We start from the raw sequence: 17,007 nt of genomic DNA on the forward strand, positions 1-17,007 counted from the left end.
ACTACGTATCTATTCCAAGAAAAAAATCCGCTGTACGAATAATTCCATACAGCGGACATTGGTTTATGCTTCTATTAATTGGTTGTCGGTTACATTTCGAATCATATAATCAAATGCGCCAAGTGCTGCAGTTGCACCTGAGCCCATTGAAATAACGATTTGCTTGTATGCTGCATCTGTACAATCCCCTGCTGCGAATACACCTGGGAGATTTGTTGCACCGTGCTTATCAACGATGATTTCACCATGCTCCGTCATGTCAATCACACCTTGCAGGAATTCTGTATTCGGTAATAAACCGATTTGAATGAACACACCCTCTAATGCAACATGCTTTTCTTCACCGGATACACTATCAATATATGTTAAGCCGTTCACTTTATCGGTACCCGTAATTTCTTGTGTTAATGCATTTGTAAGAACGGTTACATTTTTTAGTGATCGTACGCGCTCTTGTAATACTTTATCAGCCTTTAGCTCCGCGCCACGTTGAATTAATGTCACATGATTTACGATACCCGCTAAATCAATTGCCGCTTCAACGCCTGAGTTACCCCCACCGATTACAGCCACATTTTTACCTTTGAAAATCGGGCCGTCACAGTGTGGGCAGTACGCAACACCTTTATTTTTAAACTGTTCTTCACCTGGTACATCTAATTGACGATAGCGGGCACCTGTTGACACAATAACTGTTTTTCCTTTTAATACCGCGCCGTTTTCTAATGTAACCTCAACGAAATCCTTTTTCTCGACTTTCGCCGCACGCTGAGATTTCATCACATCGATATCATAATCTAATACATGTGCCTCTAAACTTGATACGAATGCAGGACCTTCTGTAGCCTTTGTTCCGATAATGTTTTCAATCGATAATGTATCATTCACCTGACCACCGAAGCGCTCTGCTACAATGCCGGTACGAATCCCTTTACGAGCCGAGTAAATTGCAGCCGCTGCACCAGCAGGACCACCACCAACTACTAATACGTCGAATGGGTCTACATTGTCAAATTCAGAACCATCTGATACTTCACCAAGCTTCGTTAAAATATCCTCTAATTCCATACGACCGCCACCGAAGTTTTCGCCGTTTAAGAAGACGGTCGGCACAGCCATAATATCGCGTGCTTTAATTTCATCCTGGAATGCGCCACCTTCAACCATTGTGTTGGAGATGTTCGGATTTAACACCGACATAATATTCAATGCTTGTACAACATCTGGACAGTTGTGACATGTTAAGCTTACGTATGTTTCGAATTTCATTGGTTGCTTAATCGCTTGAATACGTTTAACAACCGCGGCATCTACTTTCGGAGCACGACCTGAAACTTGCAATAGCGCCAACACAAGTGATGTAAACTCATGACCTAGTGGTAAACCCGCAAAAACAATCCCCGACTCCTCAGCCTCTGCTTTATTAATGCTAAAACTTGGCGTACGCTCTAATAATGCGTGCTGCACCGTAATACGTGGTGACATTTTTTCCAATTCTTCTACTAGGTTTAACATATCCTGAGACGTTTTATCATCACCAGCACTTACTTTAATCAGTAAGTCGCCTTCAAGCATTGTTAAATACTGCTGTAATTGTGCTTTAATTTGATTATCTAGCATTATATTTGCTGCTGTATCTATAGTGCGTTATTGATTTACAAAAAATAATGCACTATACACTCGCTAACACAGCAACAACTCACCTCTTTTCCGTATTTATTCTTAGACAGAGAGCCAATCTATTTTTATTCCCTAATTAAAAACGTAAGCGACAAAAATCAATCCATTAAGGTTAATTTTTGCCGCCATAAAAGTTGTCTTGATTAACGTGTAGTCGTTAGAACTTAGATTTTACCTACTAAGTCTAAGCTTGGTGTTAATGTTTCGCCGCCTTCTTGCCATTTAGCTGGGCAAACTTCACCTGGATTGTTACGTACATATTGAGCTGCTTTAATTTTGTTTACTAAAATTGAAGCATCACGGCCGATACCGCCAGCGTTAATTTCTAATGCTTGTACAACACCATCTGGATCGATGATGAATGTACCACGTTCAGCTAATCCATCTTCTTCGTTTAATACGTCGAATGCTTTAGAAATTGTGTGAGATGGGTCACCAATCATGATGTACTCAATTTTACCGATTGTATCAGAAGTGTCATGCCATGCTTTATGTGTGAAGTGTGTGTCAGTAGATACTGAGTATACTTCTACACCTAAAGATTTTAATGTAGCGTATTCGTTTTGTAAGTCTTCTAATTCCGTTGGGCAAACGAATGTGAAGTCTGCTGGGTAGAAGCAAACTACAGACCATTGTCCTTTGAAATCTTCTGATGATACGTCGATGAATTCACCTTTTTGGAATGCTTTTGCATTAAATTCTGCAATTTCTTTACCGATTAAAGCCATGTGTATTTCCTCCTAAAATGTATATAAATGATTAACATTATAATTATTATAAAATAATTATTATTACCATTAAGATTATCTTATATTAACCAATTTTAGTCAACCTATTCGCTCTAATAATAAATTACAGCCAATTCAATCGTCACAATCCAAACTTACCACCTACACCTCAGCTCTTACATCGATTATGCTGTTATTTTCTACTTAATGTCGTTTTTTATGCGGAAGGAAAAATCATTTTTCCGTATCACCACTTTATTTTTGTCTAAAATAATATTCTTATCCCAAAAAGTTCGTTTTTCGCCACAATGAGAAAAGAGCGAAATCGATGATAATCGAATCCACTCTTACGCTATTTCCTTCAATTCTCGCTTAAGTACTTTTTTATTCAATAATTGAGAAACAATCCATTACGCTGAGATTTTAACGCCGTCTCAATCCACTTAGAACAATTTTTCTAATTCGCCTGTATGATTTACTAATTTATCAAGCAATTCATCTAAGCGGTGCACCGATACCGAAACATCCTCTACCATTGATAATAGCTCCTCGCTGTTAGCTGCATTACTTTGAATACTTGAATACAGCTTAGAAAATATTTTATTTTCTTCGCTACTTCCTGCCTTTAAATGCTCCACTAATGCATCCAGCTGCTCAATTTTTTGATGGGATTGCTCTGTATTATCAATTAACAGCTCAATCGCTTCACGCGCATCGTCCATTTCAGATTTACTCGTTTCAATCGTTGCGATTTGCTGGTCATTACTGTCCTTCGATAATTGTATTTCACCCTGTAATTGTAATAAAATGTTGCTAATTTCCCGCGTTGCTACCGTACTTTGCTCTGCTAATTTACGCACTTCTTCTGCAACCACTGCAAAGCCCTTGCCATGCTCACCTGCACGTGCAGCCTCAATCGATGCATTTAATGCCAATAAATTAGTATTATCCGCAATACTTTCAATTAATTGAATGATTGTACTAATTTGCGCTGAGCTTGCTAACAACGAATTAACACGCTCTCCATTATAGACAACCTCGTTAGAAATCGTTTCGATCGTTTGTGATAACACATCGATGCCATGAACACTGCCCATCATGGTAGATTTCGTTTCTGTTGAATATTGGGCTAATTCATCCGTTTGTGTTAATACTTGCTGTAAAATATCCGTATTCATTTCGAGATTTTTTTCTGCTCGAATAACCTGTTCGGCCTGTTGCTGTGAATGGCTCGCTGTTGCCCGCACAGCCTGTGTTACTTCTTTTAAAGTTTCTGCCGTTGTACGCATTTCGGCTGAATATTCGCCCTGTGCTTTCGAAACAATTTGCGTATTGCTTTGCACAGATGTTAAGAGTTTCTGATAATGCGCGTTCACTTCATCAATGGCATCCTGAATCGCTCTTAATTCGGGCTCTTTGACATCTACCGCATTCGCATTAGAGCCGAGTTCGCGTAAGCGCTGTGCAAATATTGAAAGTGGCTTTAATTGTCGATTAATCATGCTCGCTAAAATAATTAATAAAATAACCGTTACAGCAATACTTCCAAGCATACTATTCTTAATGGATGAACCAATCGCATCATTTACTGTAGCTAACGCATCGGTTGTATAGTTGGTCGCTATAAAATAGGGCGTTGTATCAATTGAAGCATACAGTGCATAGCGTACAGCACCATCATAGTAAACAGGTGCATATACTTCTGCTCTATTTTCGTCAAATGTAACAGAGGCTTCTGCTCCTTTAAAAATAGCACTTACTTTTTCATCGTCTGTAATCATGCCTTTTTCAAATTTTGATGTATTGCCTTCGATTGTATTATCTGTTAATACTAAATTGCTGCTATCAAATAAATTTAAGCTATGTAAACCAAAGTCTTGGTCGAAAAAAGTGGTTAGCATTTCTTCGATTGCATCAGCTGCTAATGCTGATTGTACAATCCCATTGCCATCAGCACGTGGAATCGCTGTAAATTTAAAAATTTCGCCCGTTTCTACTTTTATCTTTAGTGTAGATGGTAACACATCCGCTTCTCCAGTCATTAGCATCTGGTAGCCATCCCAAATATCAAATAGGCTCATACCCGTAGCATTTTCCTCAGTAGTAAGTGTAAATGTACCTTCTGGATCGGTAAAATAGTAATCACTCATGCCCGTGGTTTCCTTCAATTGTTCCATTTGCGCGATTGTAACCTCACCATTTCGATCCATTTCCTTTAATATCAGGGCGGCACTTAACATGGAATTGTCTATTTCTTTTTCCATTGTCGTTACTTGCTCTGCTATTAAGGCTGTTAATCGCTTTAAATCCTTTTCAGCTGTTTCATTTGCCTGAACAGCTAATGTCGCTGTTGTTTCTGTTGCTTGTTGATCGATTTCATTGCGCTCGATTGCTAGCATGACGCCAACAATTCCAATTAACACAACTGTGAAAACAACAAAGAAGCTTAACACTTTTGATTTTATCGACATTACTTTCCTCCTTATGATTATGAAATACTTAAGGATTCCCCACATAAATAGTACCAATATTTTCAAGTTCCTTCTATAATTTTTGGAATATTTAACAAATTATCCTTATTACCTAATGGAGGCATTTTAGATAAAATAAAAAAAGCCAAAGTCGATTTAACTTTCGACTTTGGCTTTTCATGTATTGATTAGTTTGTAAATGATAATACGGCATTTGAGTATTGTGCTAACATTTTAGCCGCCTCATTTTTTGTTGTGTATTCGAACATACGAATATCGTTTGGATTATTGAATACTGTTACTACCCACATGTTTCATTTCTCCTTTTTTTAAAATTAGTTTGTGTATGATAATACCGCGTTTGTATATTTTGCTAATTGAACTGCTGCTTCACTTTTTGTTTTGTATTCGAACATACGAATATCATTTTGATTATTAAATACTGTTACTACCCACATGTTTCATTTCTCCTTTTTTATAAAGCTGTATTATAAAATAGTTCATTCCCCAATGACTTATGCGACTTGTTGTATAACACCTTATCTGAATCCTATTCTACTCCGATTATTTTAAAAAGAAAGCAATATGTTCACCTTTTCACAATGTGTTCAAAATTAAAACGCTTTCTTTGAACACTTTGTGACACTAGGTTTTTAGACGAATAATTCGGAAACAAGAGAAAAAATCCACGAGCGAGCATCTACTGTTGTAGTACAGAAGAAAAACGCTTTCATTTGATGTTTTTGACACGACACAAAAATCCAATGAAAAAATTCGAAACAGTTTTCATCGAGCTTTTTTAGTGTGAACAAATCAATTTTATGGAAAAGCAACCGTTATCTTTATATAATTACGAGGAAATGAGATACATATTGGAGGAATTTCAGTGAGCATTTATAATTACTTAGTACAAAAGCCAAACGGTGACATATTATCAATGGAAACGTACCGCAACAAAATTATGCTAATAACAAACACAGCAAGCCAATGCCAATTTACATATCAATATGAAGATATGCAAAAGCTCTACGAAAAGTATAGTCCCCAAGGCTTTGAAATTTTAGCTTTCCCTTGCGATCAGTTTGGCAACCAAAACCCCGAGGACGGCGTAACAACTTCTAATCAATGCAAACTGCAATATGGTGTAGCGTATTCTGTTTTCGATAAAGTCCAAGTGAATGGCAACCAAACACACGCATTATTCAATTATTTAAAGCACGAAGTCGATTGCCCTCAATTTGAACAGCAAACAATGCAACAAAAAATGCTGTATAACCGCATTCAAGAGCATTACCCGGACTACTTAATCGGTCGCAATATTCGTTGGAATTTCACGAAGTTTTTAGTCGACCAAAATGGTAAGGTGATTCAGCGATTTGAGCCTGATGCTTCCATGTTAGATGTAGAAAAAGCAATCGAAAGCCTTTTATAAACAGCAAAAGCATACAGGATGTTCGGGACTAGCCGCCTCATCCTGTATGCTTTTTTCTATCCATTGCGTTTTAAGAAACCCATAGCGGTATTTGTCCACTGTTCCACTTGCGCTTGGCGTACTGGGTCCTCCGCTGCTTTTTGCATCACTTTAGATGTTAGTGCCTGCGAGGAATCATTTATTTGATTTAGCACTTCACCCGTATTTTTCAAAGATTGTACAACGCCCTGCACAGTCTCCTTTTTGTATTCAATATCGTATTTCATTTTTTCGGCAGTTGCTGACAAAAGCATCGCTTGCGTTTGAATGCCGTTCATCTGTTTTTGAATCCCATCTGCATGCGAAAGCAAAACCGTCACTGTATTTTTGATTGGCTTGATGACTGCAATCATGCATACGATTAGTATAACAACTGCTAGTATTAATAGGATTACCGAAGCTAATAGCCAACTATTCACCTTAACGCCTCCTACTCATTTTCTTTATTTTATTATAGATACCCCATTTCTCTCTAGTGATAAGTAAATTTTTATCCTATTCATTTGTAGGCAATTCGTATTTTTCAGAAAAACAAAAATTATATAATTTTTATATTGACAAGTGGTTTACTTGGATTTATGATAAGACTCATAGCAAACGACAACTACATATTTTCTTATCAAGAGAGATGGAGGGACAGGCCCTTTGAAGTCTCGGCAGCAGCTAGTCTTAGCGTTGTGCCAAATCCTGCAAGTATACACTTGGAAGATAAGAGCAAAAGTTTTGATGACTATTCAACTTTCGTATCTTATTTTCAAGATGCGAAAGTTTTTTTATTGTCTCAAGAAGGCTTCGCATCAAGCATTCTAGTAAAGGTGGGTTTTAAAATGATTGAATTTTCGAATATATCAAAAATATTCAAAACGAAGGATCGAGAAGTTCATGCTGTGCGTGATGTCAATTTAACTATTGACCAAGGTGATATCTTTGGAATTATTGGGTTTAGTGGTGCTGGCAAAAGTACATTATTACGCCTGGTGAATTTACTTGAAACGCCTTCAACTGGCACCGTAAAAATTCAAGGTACCGATTTAGCAACACTCCCTCAAAAGGACTTACGCCAATTACGTCGTCGCATTGGAATGATTTTCCAAAATTTTAACTTAATGGCGTCAAGAACGGTTGCGGGGAATATCGGCTATCCGCTGAAATTAGCAGGTACACCAAAAGCAGAAATCGAACGTCGCACAGCCGAGCTTTTAAAGTTCGTTGGCTTATCTGAAAAAGCACGTGACTATCCTGAACAACTATCCGGTGGGCAAAAGCAGCGTGTAGGTATTGCTCGTGCGCTTGCAACAAATCCAGATATTCTTATCTGTGACGAAGCAACCTCAGCACTTGACCCAGAAACAACGGCTGATATTTTAAAACTACTAAAACGAGTAAATGAAGAATTCGGCATTACGGTTTTATTAATTACACATGAAATGAATGTCATTCAATCGATTTGTAACCGTGTCGCTGTGATGGAGCAAGGACAAGTAATCGAGCAGGGCGATGTTTATGAGGTGTTTACACAACCTCAGCACCCGACAACACAACGCTTTATTCAGTCAGTGCATCAGGATATCCCATCAGAGCAAATTTTAAAGGAATGGCAGCAATCTGGTGGTCAGCATTTATATCGTGTGCTATTTAAAGGGTCACTCACACATAACCCTCTACTATCCGAAATTACGCAAAAACATCAAGTACCATTCAATATTATTTACGGTTCGGTACGCGAGTTACAAAATAAATTGTTTGGTAACTTACTCATTTCGTTCCAAGGTAATGATACGCAAGTTAAAAAAGTAATCGACGAGCTTTCACAGCAAGTTGAAATCGAGGAGGTACAATTACATGAAAGTTGATTGGAATACATTTTGGCCGAGGATTGTAGAAGCAACAGGTGAAACGCTTTATATGGTTATTTTAACGCTTGGTTTCGGCTCAATTCTTGGTATTTCGATAGGAATTCTCTTATTCGTAACACGCGAAAACAATATTCTAGAGAGTAAGCTGACATTTAACTTACTCAATCTGTTAATCAATATTGTGCGACCGATACCCTTTTTAATTTTCTTAGTCGCCATTTCCCCACTTACACGAATTGTTATGGGGACGACAATTGGGACTAGTGCAGCCGTCTTCCCAATGACTATTGCTGCCGCGTTCGGAATCGCCCGCATTGTAGAAACAAATTTAATTAGCATTGATCCCGGTGTAATTGAAGCAGCAAAAGCAATGGGTGCTAGCCCACTGCAAATTATCTTTACCGTATTAATACCAGAAGCATTAGGGCCGCTTATTTTAGGGCTTACATTTGTCACAATTAGTTTAATCGATTTCTCAGCTATTGCAGGAACAGTTGGCGGCGGTGGTTTAGGTCATATCGCCATCACATATGGCTACCAACGATTTGATGGTAGTGTCATGATCGTCACAGTCGTCATATTAATTGTTTTAGTTCAACTGGCGCAATGGCTTGGCAATACATTAGCAAAGAAAATTTTAAGACGATAGGAGTCCAATCATTATGAAAAAAATCTTATTAACAGCGATTACAGCTTTATCCGTGTTTGCATTAGCAGCTTGCGGGGATGACAACGAAGTGATAAAAATCGGGGTAAACGGTGCAGATGGTGCACAATGGCCCATTTTAGAAGAAAAATTAGAAAAAGAAGGCATTGACATCGAGCTTGTCGAGTTCGCTGATTACACATTACCTAATAACGCATTAGCACAAGGGGAAATTGATTTAAATGCATTCCAACATATTTCATTCCTTGCAAGCTATGTAAACGAAAGCGGCAATGAATTAATTCCTCTTGGCTCTACAGTATTTGCGCCACTTGGCTTATACTCTGAAAAAATTACAGACATTAAGGAAATTAAAAAAGGCGACAAAATTGCCATTCCAGACGATCCATCAAACCAAGCGCGTGCATTACGTTTATTAGAATCAGCAGGCTTCATTGAACTTGCAGATGACTTTGGACTATTCGGTGATCCAACGAAAATTACAGCAAACAAATTGAACTTGGACATTATCCCAATGACAGCACAACAAACACCCCAAGTACTACCTGATGTCGTAGCTGCCATCATTAACAACGGTATTGCTGGTCAAGCCGGCTTAAATCCAGGCGAAGACCCAATTTACCGCGAATTAGCCGAAGATGAAAGCGTCTATCCATATGTCAATATCATCGCTGCCCGTGCAGAAGATAAAGACAATGAAGTGTATCAAAAAATTATCGAGCTTTACCATACAGAAGAAATTGAAAAGGCCATTGCAGAAGATACAAATGGCGGTCAGTTAATGACAATCTTATCTGACGAAGAGCTACAAAAAACATTCGAGGACTTAAAAACACAATCGAAATAATAAGGAGGAATTTCCATGACAGTAACCGTAGAAAACGAAGCAATCATTGCCAATTCAGTAAAGCAAAATAGTGAAAAATATATTGCAATAAGTAAGGCTATTCACGCCAAACCGGAAATCGGAAATGAGGAGGTGTTTGCAAGTGCACAGCTTGTGACACTTCTTGAAGAAGCAAACTTTGACGTAACAACAGCGGTTGCAGGTCATGAAACTTCTTTTTATGCACAAAAAGATAGCGGCAAACCTGGTCCTACAATTGCTTATTTAGCGGAATATGATGCATTACCAGGTTTAGGTCATGCTTGCGGTCATAATATTATTGGTGTAACTAGTGTTGCTGCTGCAATCGCATTGGCTGATACACTTGCAACAACTGGTGGTAAGGTTGTCGTACTAGGGACACCTGCAGAAGAAGGCGGTCCTAATGGTAGTGCGAAAGGCAGCTTTGTACGCCACGGATACTTAAAGGATGTTGATTTAGCCTTCATGCTACACCCTTCTGGAAAAACAGGTGTGACAAATGAATCGCTTGCCGTTGATCCTCTTGACTTTCATTTTTACGGACAAGCAGCGCATGCATCGGCTTCACCTGATAAAGGCATTAATGCACTAGACGCCGTTATTCAATTATTTAATGGCATTAACGCACTACGCCAGCATGTACCATCGGATGTGCGCATTCATGGGATTATTACACATGGCGGAGATGCACCGAATATCGTACCCGAATATGCATCAGCTCGCTTTTACATTCGTGCAACTTCTTGGCCAAAAACAGTGGAAGTTTCAAATAAAATCCGAAAAATTGCAGAGGGTGCGGCACTTGCAACTGGGGCTACAGTGAAAATTGAACGCTTCCAAAACGAAGTAAAAGACCTTGTTGTCAACGAAGTAACCGATCGTATTTTAGCCGAAAAGCTAGCAGCACTTGGAGAAGACGTTCATCCACGCGGTCACCGTTCACCTGGCTCAACAGATGCTGGAAATATTAGCTATGAAGTCCCTACTTCTCACGGCTATATTAAAATCGGACCGAATGATTTAGTTGCACATACAAATGAATTCCGTGAAGCAGCAAATTCTGAGCAAGGTTACCAAGCACTTATTACAGGTGCCATTGCTCTTGCACAAACAGGTCACACATTTTTACAAAACCCTTCCCTTATAGAGGAAGCTAAGGTTGCCCATCAGAAAGCATTAGAGCAAAAAAACACATAACGAAAAAAACATCAACTCACATGAATTTAGCGTGAGTTGATGTTTTTCGTATGTGAATGACACGGAAATAACGTTTCTACTATAAATAACGACGTGCACCTGAGTAATTCTTTTTATACGTACCTTGATTCATCGATTCAATTTTTACTTTAGATGCATAATGTGGCGCATGCAGCATTTTTCCATTACCAAGATAAAGCCCTACATGATACACTTTCCCTTTTCCTCCATTATAAGCGAAAAAAACAAGGTCCCCAGGCTTTAAATCCTTCTTAGCGACTGCTTTTCCGCCTGTCGCCTGATAAAACGAATCACGTGGAATCATAATACCATGTGTTCGGAACACACCGTATAAAATGCCTGAGCAGTCATAGCCCCAAGAGGACGTCCCTGCCCATAAATAAGGTAAATCTAAAAAGCGTTTAGCCTCTTTAATAATCGTATCGGCAGTTGGCTTTGGTAGATCACTATAGTTTTGATAAGATTTGGCATCACTTTTCTTTAATAGCTTGATCCCATCACTTGGCGTTTCTACGTAGAAGAACTTCGCATCTTCGTCGATGATTGGTAATATCGTGGCATAGCTAATATCTAAAAACGACTTTTGTGTTTCTTCGTCTAATAATGTCGTTTTCTTTGCTGTGATAATAGCTTTTGCACAGTCATCATAATTTTTTGTCGTTGCCGCCACATGTGACACGGGAACCCAACCCGGATAGCCGGCTTTTAAATAAGGCACATATTGATCTTTTGCCGCAATACGTTGCCAATTTCCTTTTGTCTCTAGAAGCGATACTTCATCACCATATAATGCTTGTGTATCAGTTTTCCCTACTAACCATTTCTTTTGTGACAATGACATTGAAGAAATCCATTTTTGCATTTCTACTGGATTTTTCGTTGAAGGGTAGTCCACTTGACGAGCCTGATTGGAATTATGCCATAAGTTTGTTACGGCTACATCGACTACATAGCGTTTTTTCCCTGTATCAACTGCACAGCTCTCAAATACAGGCTGTTCTGGTTCCGTTATGCGTATAAAAGGTTCCATAATTCGGGCTAAGTACGAAGCAAACTGTCCACGTGTCATCATTGCATTCGGTTTAAATTTTTCATTTTTCGCTGGTATAATAATTTGATTGGCAATAAAAGCTTGCACGGCAAAATAAGCAGGATGATTTTTTGGAATATCTGTATATGCTTGTGATGCTTCCCCAGTTAAACCATAAACTTGTGCCAAAAGTTTTACCGCTTGCGCACGTGTTACCGTAACATCTGGATTAAACTTTCCATCATAGCCGTTCATAATTTTTGCCTGAGAAATGGCCGCAATGACAGGCATTCTTTTATCATCTGCCTTAACATCTAAAAATGTAGGAATACTACTGAAATCTGGCTCTAATTGCAGTGTGCGTACTAAAAATTCAGCCATTTCATAGCGCGTAATGGCATCATTTACTCGAAGGGGCTTATCTGGTGTTAATGTAATGGCACCATAATCGCTTAAAACCATTAATTCTTCATGTAATTTGGAATCGTCGGGCACATCTTTAAAGGTTTTGGCCTGACTGATTGAAGCAGCACTTGTAAGAATAAGGGTTATTACAAGCATTTGCATCATTATTTTTTTAATCATCTCTCCACCTCGTTCTTTTATTTTCGACAATATGTCTTACTATTTTTTCTATCACTACATTAAATATATACCATTTATTATAAAATAATAGATTAATTGTAAAGATACATATGTTTTATAGCGTATTATTATTTTATAGCTTATATTTTGTCAAAAAAGAACGTTTTTCACGTGAAACATTTTGCGACATATTGCGCTATATCTCGCTTTTCAACGCCAATAAAAAAAGCCCCCTCAGTTGGGAGCTTCTTTTACTATTATATACGTTGGATTAATAAGCGCTCCAGCCGCCATCTGCAGCTAAAACAACACCATTAATATACGATGATTCATCACTTGCTAAAAATAGGGCGATGTTTGCAATTTCTTCTGGCTGTGCAACGCGGTGCATAATGCCTTTTACTCCACGTGATGCCTGTCCTAGACCAAACATATCATAGCCTTCAATTGATTGTGTCATACCTGTATCCACTTGTGCTGGGGCGATGGCATTACAACGAATTCCAAGTGGGCCGTAGTGAGAGCCTACGTTTTTCGTCATTCCTGATACTGCATGTTTTGCCGCAGTATAAGTGAAACCACCACGACCACCCATTAAACCTGAGATGGAAGATAAGTTAACGATAACGCCACTTTTTTGCTCTTGGAAATATGGTAATACTTTACGCATACCGCGCATCACGCCACCTACGTTAATATCCATTACGCGATTCCAAATGGCATCTTCCACATTATGCGCTGCTTGCATTTTGTCTAATACACCAGCACAGTTTACTAGAATATCGACTTGTCCAAAGTGAGCAACCGTTTCTTCTACCATACGTTGTACATCTTCTTCAACTGCGACGTTCACTTTTACGCCAAATGCTTCTTTCCCATCTGCTTTGAATGCTTCAACTGTTGCATTTAATGCCTCTTCATTGAAATCGGCAATGACAACTTTTGCCCCTTCTGCAGCATATTTCGTTGCGATTGCTTTCCCGATTCCGTTCGCTGAACCTGTAATAATTGCGACTTTATTTTCTAAACGTCCCATAAAAGAAACGCCTCCCTTAAATAATATAGTTTAATTGTAAACCTCTTGTTACTATGCGTCAAAAGATAGGATTTATCCTTTTGTAATCGCTACCAAAATTATTGTATTCCTCTAAAAAGTATCGAAAAATCCCTACGATGATAACTAGAAATCATCGCAGGGATCTCATTATTTAAAGCGAATCAAATAAATCGGGCGGTCCGGTCCCTCACTCGTAACAACCAGCGTGCCATCCTCTGTAAAACGTGGTGACACAAGGCGCTCCTTAATTGTTGGTAACGAAGAAATGCGCTTTAACCGCCCCTCTTCCTCTTCAAATAGCTGCACGGAATTGCTATCCCCTTTTTGTACAGCTACTGCAAAATGCTGACCGTCTGTTGCGAAATCACCTACTTTAACTGATGTTTTTAGCGTCGTAAATCGATTCGTTTCGAGGTCCAGTACACCAATTTCACCCGGTTGCTCAACATTACTATGCCATACATAAGCATATATTTTTTTATCATGGAGTGAAATGTCTTGCACAGTATCATATGGGATATTATATGTCCCTACATTTGTTAATTGCTGTAAGTCATGAACAGAAATAATGGTTTTCTCTTCATCATCCATTTCGATTTGATTAGAAATGGTCATATAGTTTCCATCCACATTGGACATAGTACCAGTACTTGTTACTTCGATTTCCTGAATTATTGTTGATTGTTCTGTTAGGATATTATATTTTTGATAACTCACTTCTGATCTTGAACCATCAATTGGCTTCAATGCTAAATAAATGATTTCATCGCCCTGTAAATGTACATCAAAAAAATAATCTGTCTCTATTACTTTTACCTCATTCGTTAAACGGTTAAATACATGGAGTTTTTCCTCATTATTTACCGCTGCGCTCCATACAATCCATTTTTCAGATGCTGCATAGCCATAGCTCATCTTAGAACCCGCCACTAATAAGGTTTCCTGCTTTTTAGCAACATCAAAGGAATAAAAACCATCCTCTTTTTTATAGACAAATTCATTCGTTGCATCGATATAAACAGCATGGTATAACGCATCATATGCGGATTGCGGGAATACCACCTTCTCCACTGTAAACTTTTGCTGCATAAAAAAGGCTTGATACACATACGGGCCGGCTAAAAATAGCGACAAAATGAGTACACATGCAGCCACTAGAATAGGTACTACTAGGCGTTTTTTCTTGCTCGTTTTCATGGCTTGCGGCTCCATATTCCCACGTGTTTTTTCGATAATCCGCTCCTTATTTTTCGCTGTATCGCGCAGTGGTGTTAAACGGTAGTTCGACATCTAGTAGCACCTCCCATTCTTGCTGTTGTAGCTGATTCTTTAATAGCTCCTTACCACTTTTTAACCTTGATTTAATCGTGCTTTCGGGACGTTCGAGCAGCTCTGCTATTTCCTTCACGGACAAGCTTTCTAAATAATAGTACACAATCGCCTCGCGCTGCTTTAATGGTAAATTTAAAATCGCTTGATCAAGGGCATTTAATTCCTCTTGCTCTACTAGTTTGTCCTTTGGTGCTTTATAATTTTTCGAAAAGATTTTTTCAGTCAGCTGCACTTTGCGATAGGCCCAGCTTTTCAAATAATCTTTGCTTTTATTCGCAGTCATTTTCGATAAATAGGCGCGTAGCTCCCCTTGCTCTACGTAATTTGCACAATATAATTTCATGAACACATCCTGTACAATATCCTCTGCAATGTAGGTATCTTTCACATAATAATACGCAATACGAAACAAGAGCTCGCTATAATTTTCCATCGCCTGCTCCACTAATTGCCGTGAACGCTCCAAAGTCCTCGCCCCCCTCTCTCTAACATAAACGAAGCTAACCCAATAAAAGACGAAACAATTTTTCCCCATTATAAAAAGCCTAGCATAATTGCTAAGCTTTCAAATGAACAAATTCAATTGTTTTGCATCGTTTTTTTAAGATATCTAACACATCATTTAGTTTTGCTAGTTCATCTTTTTCCACCATAAAGGCATTTTCATCATGCTGGGCAACATAGGAGCTGCTTAAAAATTCTTCATTTTCCTTTGTAATCAAGCGCACATAGCCGAACGTCATGCCCGCTTCTTTATAATCAACACGTAAAATATCACTGTATACTATTGTTTTCTTGCGTGGCTTCGCTTTTTGAATGAACAAAAATTTTTCACCCGCATAATCGATGGTTACTTCGGTTTTATCTAAGTGTACCTTGTAGCCACCAAACAACCTAAAGCTAAATGTATCCATTGTCATTACTCCATTTCCAACTTCATTAGCTTTATTATACGGATTTTACATTGGAAATTCTAATTTCTGCAATGCCCTTGCTTACTAGGCACCCACTTCCTCAACAATAATCTTGCCATTACTTGTTTTTAAGTGAATTTTATTTTCTTTTGTCCCATGTTCATAGTGTGATGTTTGCACATTATACATCGTCGCTGAACCCCAACTTGTTGTTCCTTCAATTAGTACATTTTCTAACTTTCTTAAAGTTGAAAGTTCTATTCGGCCATTTTCCGTTTTAAGTGATACGGGGTGACTTATTTGTGCAAATTGTGCCTCGATTCGGCCATTACTTGAATAGGCTTCCACTTGTGCATCTATCTCTTTTAATTGTACGCGGCCATTTGAGGAATCCAATTTAAATTTCTGCCCTCTGCAGTTTTCGACAACTACGCGTCCATTGTTTGAGCTAGCCTTTACATGTTGTACTGTTGAATTTTCTAAAATAATACGACCATTATCTGAATGTGCGTATAAATGATCGCCTTGAATGGCATTCATCATTACACGACCATTATCTGATTGTAAATCGAATTGAGCTGCACTTATATCTGACACTTTGATCGCGCCATCTTGATTTTCGACAATTAGCTTTTCGTAATACTTTCTCGGTAAATGCAAAATCGCATTCACTTTATCAACTGAGCTAACAATGGTAATAAACCAAAAACGACGGATTTTTCCCTCTTGAGCCACATTCACAACGAGCGTATTATTCTCAATCGTCAGCGATGTTTCGATGGCTTGATCTTTGTTATTTGTTTCAATCATTGCTTCATCTGCATCTGTTGCAACAATGGATAGATTTACATTATTAGCCTTCACTTTAACTTTAAGATATGGTACATCTTTGTCTTTCTTTTCAAGTATTATAGCTTGTACAAAATCCTCTTCATCATAGGAAGCTAGTAATTCTTCTGCAAGCTCGTCTAATTCACCAAATGATTGAATAATTTCTTCAGTTGTTTTCCCTTCTGCTCGTCCATTTTCGAAGTATTCTTCAAAATCTCTACGAATGTCTGCTCGCTCTTGCTCATTGATTTTTTGTAAATGACTTTCAAGTATATCTAAAAATTGTTGTTCATTCATTT

At 38.4% G+C, this 17,007-nt stretch carries 17 protein-coding genes and 1 riboswitch; of the genes, 5 read left to right on the plus strand and 12 right to left on the minus strand.

Going from position 1 to position 17,007, the window contains the following annotated elements; translation table 11 throughout:
* Window positions 1-63: 63 nt before the first annotated feature.
* The 5 genes from ahpF to MKX47_RS18510 form a co-directional block, all read right to left on the minus strand.
* Window positions 64-1,623, minus strand: a complete 1,560-nt coding sequence (ahpF, locus tag MKX47_RS18490; RefSeq protein WP_340777885.1) for an alkyl hydroperoxide reductase subunit F — start codon at window positions 1,621-1,623, stop codon at window positions 64-66.
* Window positions 1,624-1,844: 221 nt separating this feature from the next.
* Entirely contained in the window at window positions 1,845-2,408 is a 564-nt protein-coding gene (ahpC, locus tag MKX47_RS18495; protein WP_340777109.1) for an alkyl hydroperoxide reductase subunit C, read from the minus strand.
* Window positions 2,409-2,851: 443 nt separating this feature from the next.
* A complete protein-coding gene (locus MKX47_RS18500) occupies window positions 2,852-4,879 on the minus strand; it encodes a methyl-accepting chemotaxis protein (RefSeq protein ID WP_340777111.1) in 2,028 nt (675 codons plus the stop codon).
* Window positions 4,880-5,067: 188 nt separating this feature from the next.
* The gene (locus MKX47_RS18505) at window positions 5,068-5,190 is read right to left on the minus strand and encodes a hypothetical protein (RefSeq protein ID WP_340777113.1); all 123 of its coding nucleotides are present in this window, start codon (window positions 5,188-5,190) and stop codon (window positions 5,068-5,070) included.
* A gap of 24 nt (window positions 5,191-5,214) precedes the next feature.
* Entirely contained in the window at window positions 5,215-5,337 is a 123-nt protein-coding gene (locus MKX47_RS18510) for a hypothetical protein (RefSeq protein WP_340777117.1), read from the minus strand.
* A 428-nt stretch (window positions 5,338-5,765) separates the two neighbouring features.
* Between MKX47_RS18510 and MKX47_RS18515 the strand changes: the two genes are divergently transcribed.
* Window positions 5,766-6,311, plus strand: coding sequence for a glutathione peroxidase (locus tag MKX47_RS18515; RefSeq protein WP_340777118.1), 546 nt, complete (start codon window positions 5,766-5,768; stop codon window positions 6,309-6,311).
* Window positions 6,312-6,367: 56 nt separating this feature from the next.
* Here MKX47_RS18515 and MKX47_RS18520 read toward each other — a convergent pair whose 3' ends face one another.
* Complete coding sequence (locus MKX47_RS18520; RefSeq protein ID WP_340777120.1) at window positions 6,368-6,769, minus strand: DUF948 domain-containing protein; 402 nt, start codon at window positions 6,767-6,769, stop codon at window positions 6,368-6,370.
* A 194-nt stretch (window positions 6,770-6,963) separates the two neighbouring features.
* Window positions 6,964-7,065, plus strand: a riboswitch (SAM riboswitch).
* Window positions 7,066-7,177: 112 nt separating this feature from the next.
* On the opposite strand from MKX47_RS18520, the gene MKX47_RS18525 reads away from it, so the two are divergent.
* From MKX47_RS18525 to MKX47_RS18540, 4 genes are read left to right on the plus strand one after another with little or no spacing between them, the layout of a single operon-like run.
* Window positions 7,178-8,203, plus strand: a complete 1,026-nt coding sequence (locus MKX47_RS18525; protein WP_340777122.1) for a methionine ABC transporter ATP-binding protein — start codon at window positions 7,178-7,180, stop codon at window positions 8,201-8,203.
* Window positions 8,193-8,855 (plus strand): methionine ABC transporter permease, encoded by a 663-nt coding sequence (locus MKX47_RS18530; RefSeq protein ID WP_340777126.1) that lies wholly within the window; start codon window positions 8,193-8,195, stop codon window positions 8,853-8,855. The genes MKX47_RS18525 and MKX47_RS18530 overlap by 11 nt, the downstream gene beginning before the upstream one ends.
* A gap of 13 nt (window positions 8,856-8,868) precedes the next feature.
* A complete protein-coding gene (locus MKX47_RS18535) occupies window positions 8,869-9,720 on the plus strand; it encodes a MetQ/NlpA family ABC transporter substrate-binding protein (RefSeq protein WP_340777129.1) in 852 nt (283 codons plus the stop codon).
* Window positions 9,721-9,735: 15 nt separating this feature from the next.
* Window positions 9,736-10,938: a M20 family metallopeptidase gene (locus MKX47_RS18540; protein ID WP_340777131.1), complete on the plus strand. Its 1,203-nt coding sequence runs from the start codon at window positions 9,736-9,738 to the stop codon at window positions 10,936-10,938.
* 79 nt (window positions 10,939-11,017) lie between these two features.
* On the opposite strand, the gene MKX47_RS18545 is transcribed toward MKX47_RS18540, so the two are convergent.
* The 6 genes from MKX47_RS18545 to MKX47_RS18570 all read right to left on the minus strand — a co-directional run bounded on the left by MKX47_RS18545 (window position 11,018) and on the right by MKX47_RS18570 (window position 17,005).
* Window positions 11,018-12,574, minus strand: coding sequence for an NlpC/P60 family protein (locus tag MKX47_RS18545; protein WP_340777133.1), 1,557 nt, complete (start codon window positions 12,572-12,574; stop codon window positions 11,018-11,020).
* Window positions 12,575-12,845: 271 nt separating this feature from the next.
* Window positions 12,846-13,610, minus strand: coding sequence for a glucose 1-dehydrogenase (locus tag MKX47_RS18550; protein WP_340777135.1), 765 nt, complete (start codon window positions 13,608-13,610; stop codon window positions 12,846-12,848).
* A gap of 168 nt (window positions 13,611-13,778) precedes the next feature.
* Window positions 13,779-14,921 (minus strand): hypothetical protein, encoded by a 1,143-nt coding sequence (locus MKX47_RS18555; RefSeq protein ID WP_340777137.1) that lies wholly within the window; start codon window positions 14,919-14,921, stop codon window positions 13,779-13,781.
* Window positions 14,875-15,429 (minus strand): sigma-70 family RNA polymerase sigma factor, encoded by a 555-nt coding sequence (locus MKX47_RS18560; protein ID WP_340777139.1) that lies wholly within the window; start codon window positions 15,427-15,429, stop codon window positions 14,875-14,877. Before MKX47_RS18560 ends, MKX47_RS18555 begins: the two co-directional genes overlap by 47 nt.
* A gap of 91 nt (window positions 15,430-15,520) precedes the next feature.
* Window positions 15,521-15,877: a hypothetical protein gene (locus tag MKX47_RS18565; RefSeq protein ID WP_340777141.1), complete on the minus strand. Its 357-nt coding sequence runs from the start codon at window positions 15,875-15,877 to the stop codon at window positions 15,521-15,523.
* Window positions 15,878-15,961: 84 nt separating this feature from the next.
* Complete coding sequence (locus tag MKX47_RS18570; protein WP_340777144.1) at window positions 15,962-17,005, minus strand: DUF4097 family beta strand repeat-containing protein; 1,044 nt, start codon at window positions 17,003-17,005, stop codon at window positions 15,962-15,964.
* Window positions 17,006-17,007: the final 2 nt, after the last annotated feature.

This window comes from Solibacillus sp. FSL R7-0668, assembly GCF_038006205.1.
GTDB lineage: Bacteria > Bacillota > Bacilli > Bacillales_A > Planococcaceae > Solibacillus.

Excerpts from the sequence above, each read along its gene's own strand:
- ahpC (WP_340777109.1), bottom strand. The coding sequence starts at position 2,408 with ATGGCTTTAATCGGTAAAGAAATTGCAGAATTTAATGCAAAAGCATTC.
- MKX47_RS18500 (WP_340777111.1), bottom strand. The coding sequence starts at position 4,879 with ATGTCGATAAAATCAAAAGTGTTAAGCTTCTTTGTTGTTTTCACAGTT.
- MKX47_RS18505 (WP_340777113.1), bottom strand. The coding sequence starts at position 5,190 with ATGTGGGTAGTAACAGTATTCAATAATCCAAACGATATTCGTATGTTC.
- MKX47_RS18510 (WP_340777117.1), bottom strand. The coding sequence starts at position 5,337 with ATGTGGGTAGTAACAGTATTTAATAATCAAAATGATATTCGTATGTTC.
- MKX47_RS18525 (WP_340777122.1), top strand. The coding sequence starts at position 7,178 with ATGATTGAATTTTCGAATATATCAAAAATATTCAAAACGAAGGATCGA.
- MKX47_RS18530 (WP_340777126.1), top strand. The coding sequence starts at position 8,193 with ATGAAAGTTGATTGGAATACATTTTGGCCGAGGATTGTAGAAGCAACA.
- MKX47_RS18535 (WP_340777129.1), top strand. The coding sequence starts at position 8,869 with ATGAAAAAAATCTTATTAACAGCGATTACAGCTTTATCCGTGTTTGCA.
- MKX47_RS18540 (WP_340777131.1), top strand. The coding sequence starts at position 9,736 with ATGACAGTAACCGTAGAAAACGAAGCAATCATTGCCAATTCAGTAAAG.
- MKX47_RS18545 (WP_340777133.1), bottom strand. The coding sequence starts at position 12,574 with ATGATTAAAAAAATAATGATGCAAATGCTTGTAATAACCCTTATTCTT.
- MKX47_RS18550 (WP_340777135.1), bottom strand. The coding sequence starts at position 13,610 with ATGGGACGTTTAGAAAATAAAGTCGCAATTATTACAGGTTCAGCGAAC.
- MKX47_RS18555 (WP_340777137.1), bottom strand. The coding sequence starts at position 14,921 with ATGTCGAACTACCGTTTAACACCACTGCGCGATACAGCGAAAAATAAG.
- MKX47_RS18565 (WP_340777141.1), bottom strand. The coding sequence starts at position 15,877 with ATGGATACATTTAGCTTTAGGTTGTTTGGTGGCTACAAGGTACACTTA.
- MKX47_RS18570 (WP_340777144.1), bottom strand. The coding sequence starts at position 17,005 with ATGAATGAACAACAATTTTTAGATATACTTGAAAGTCATTTACAAAAA.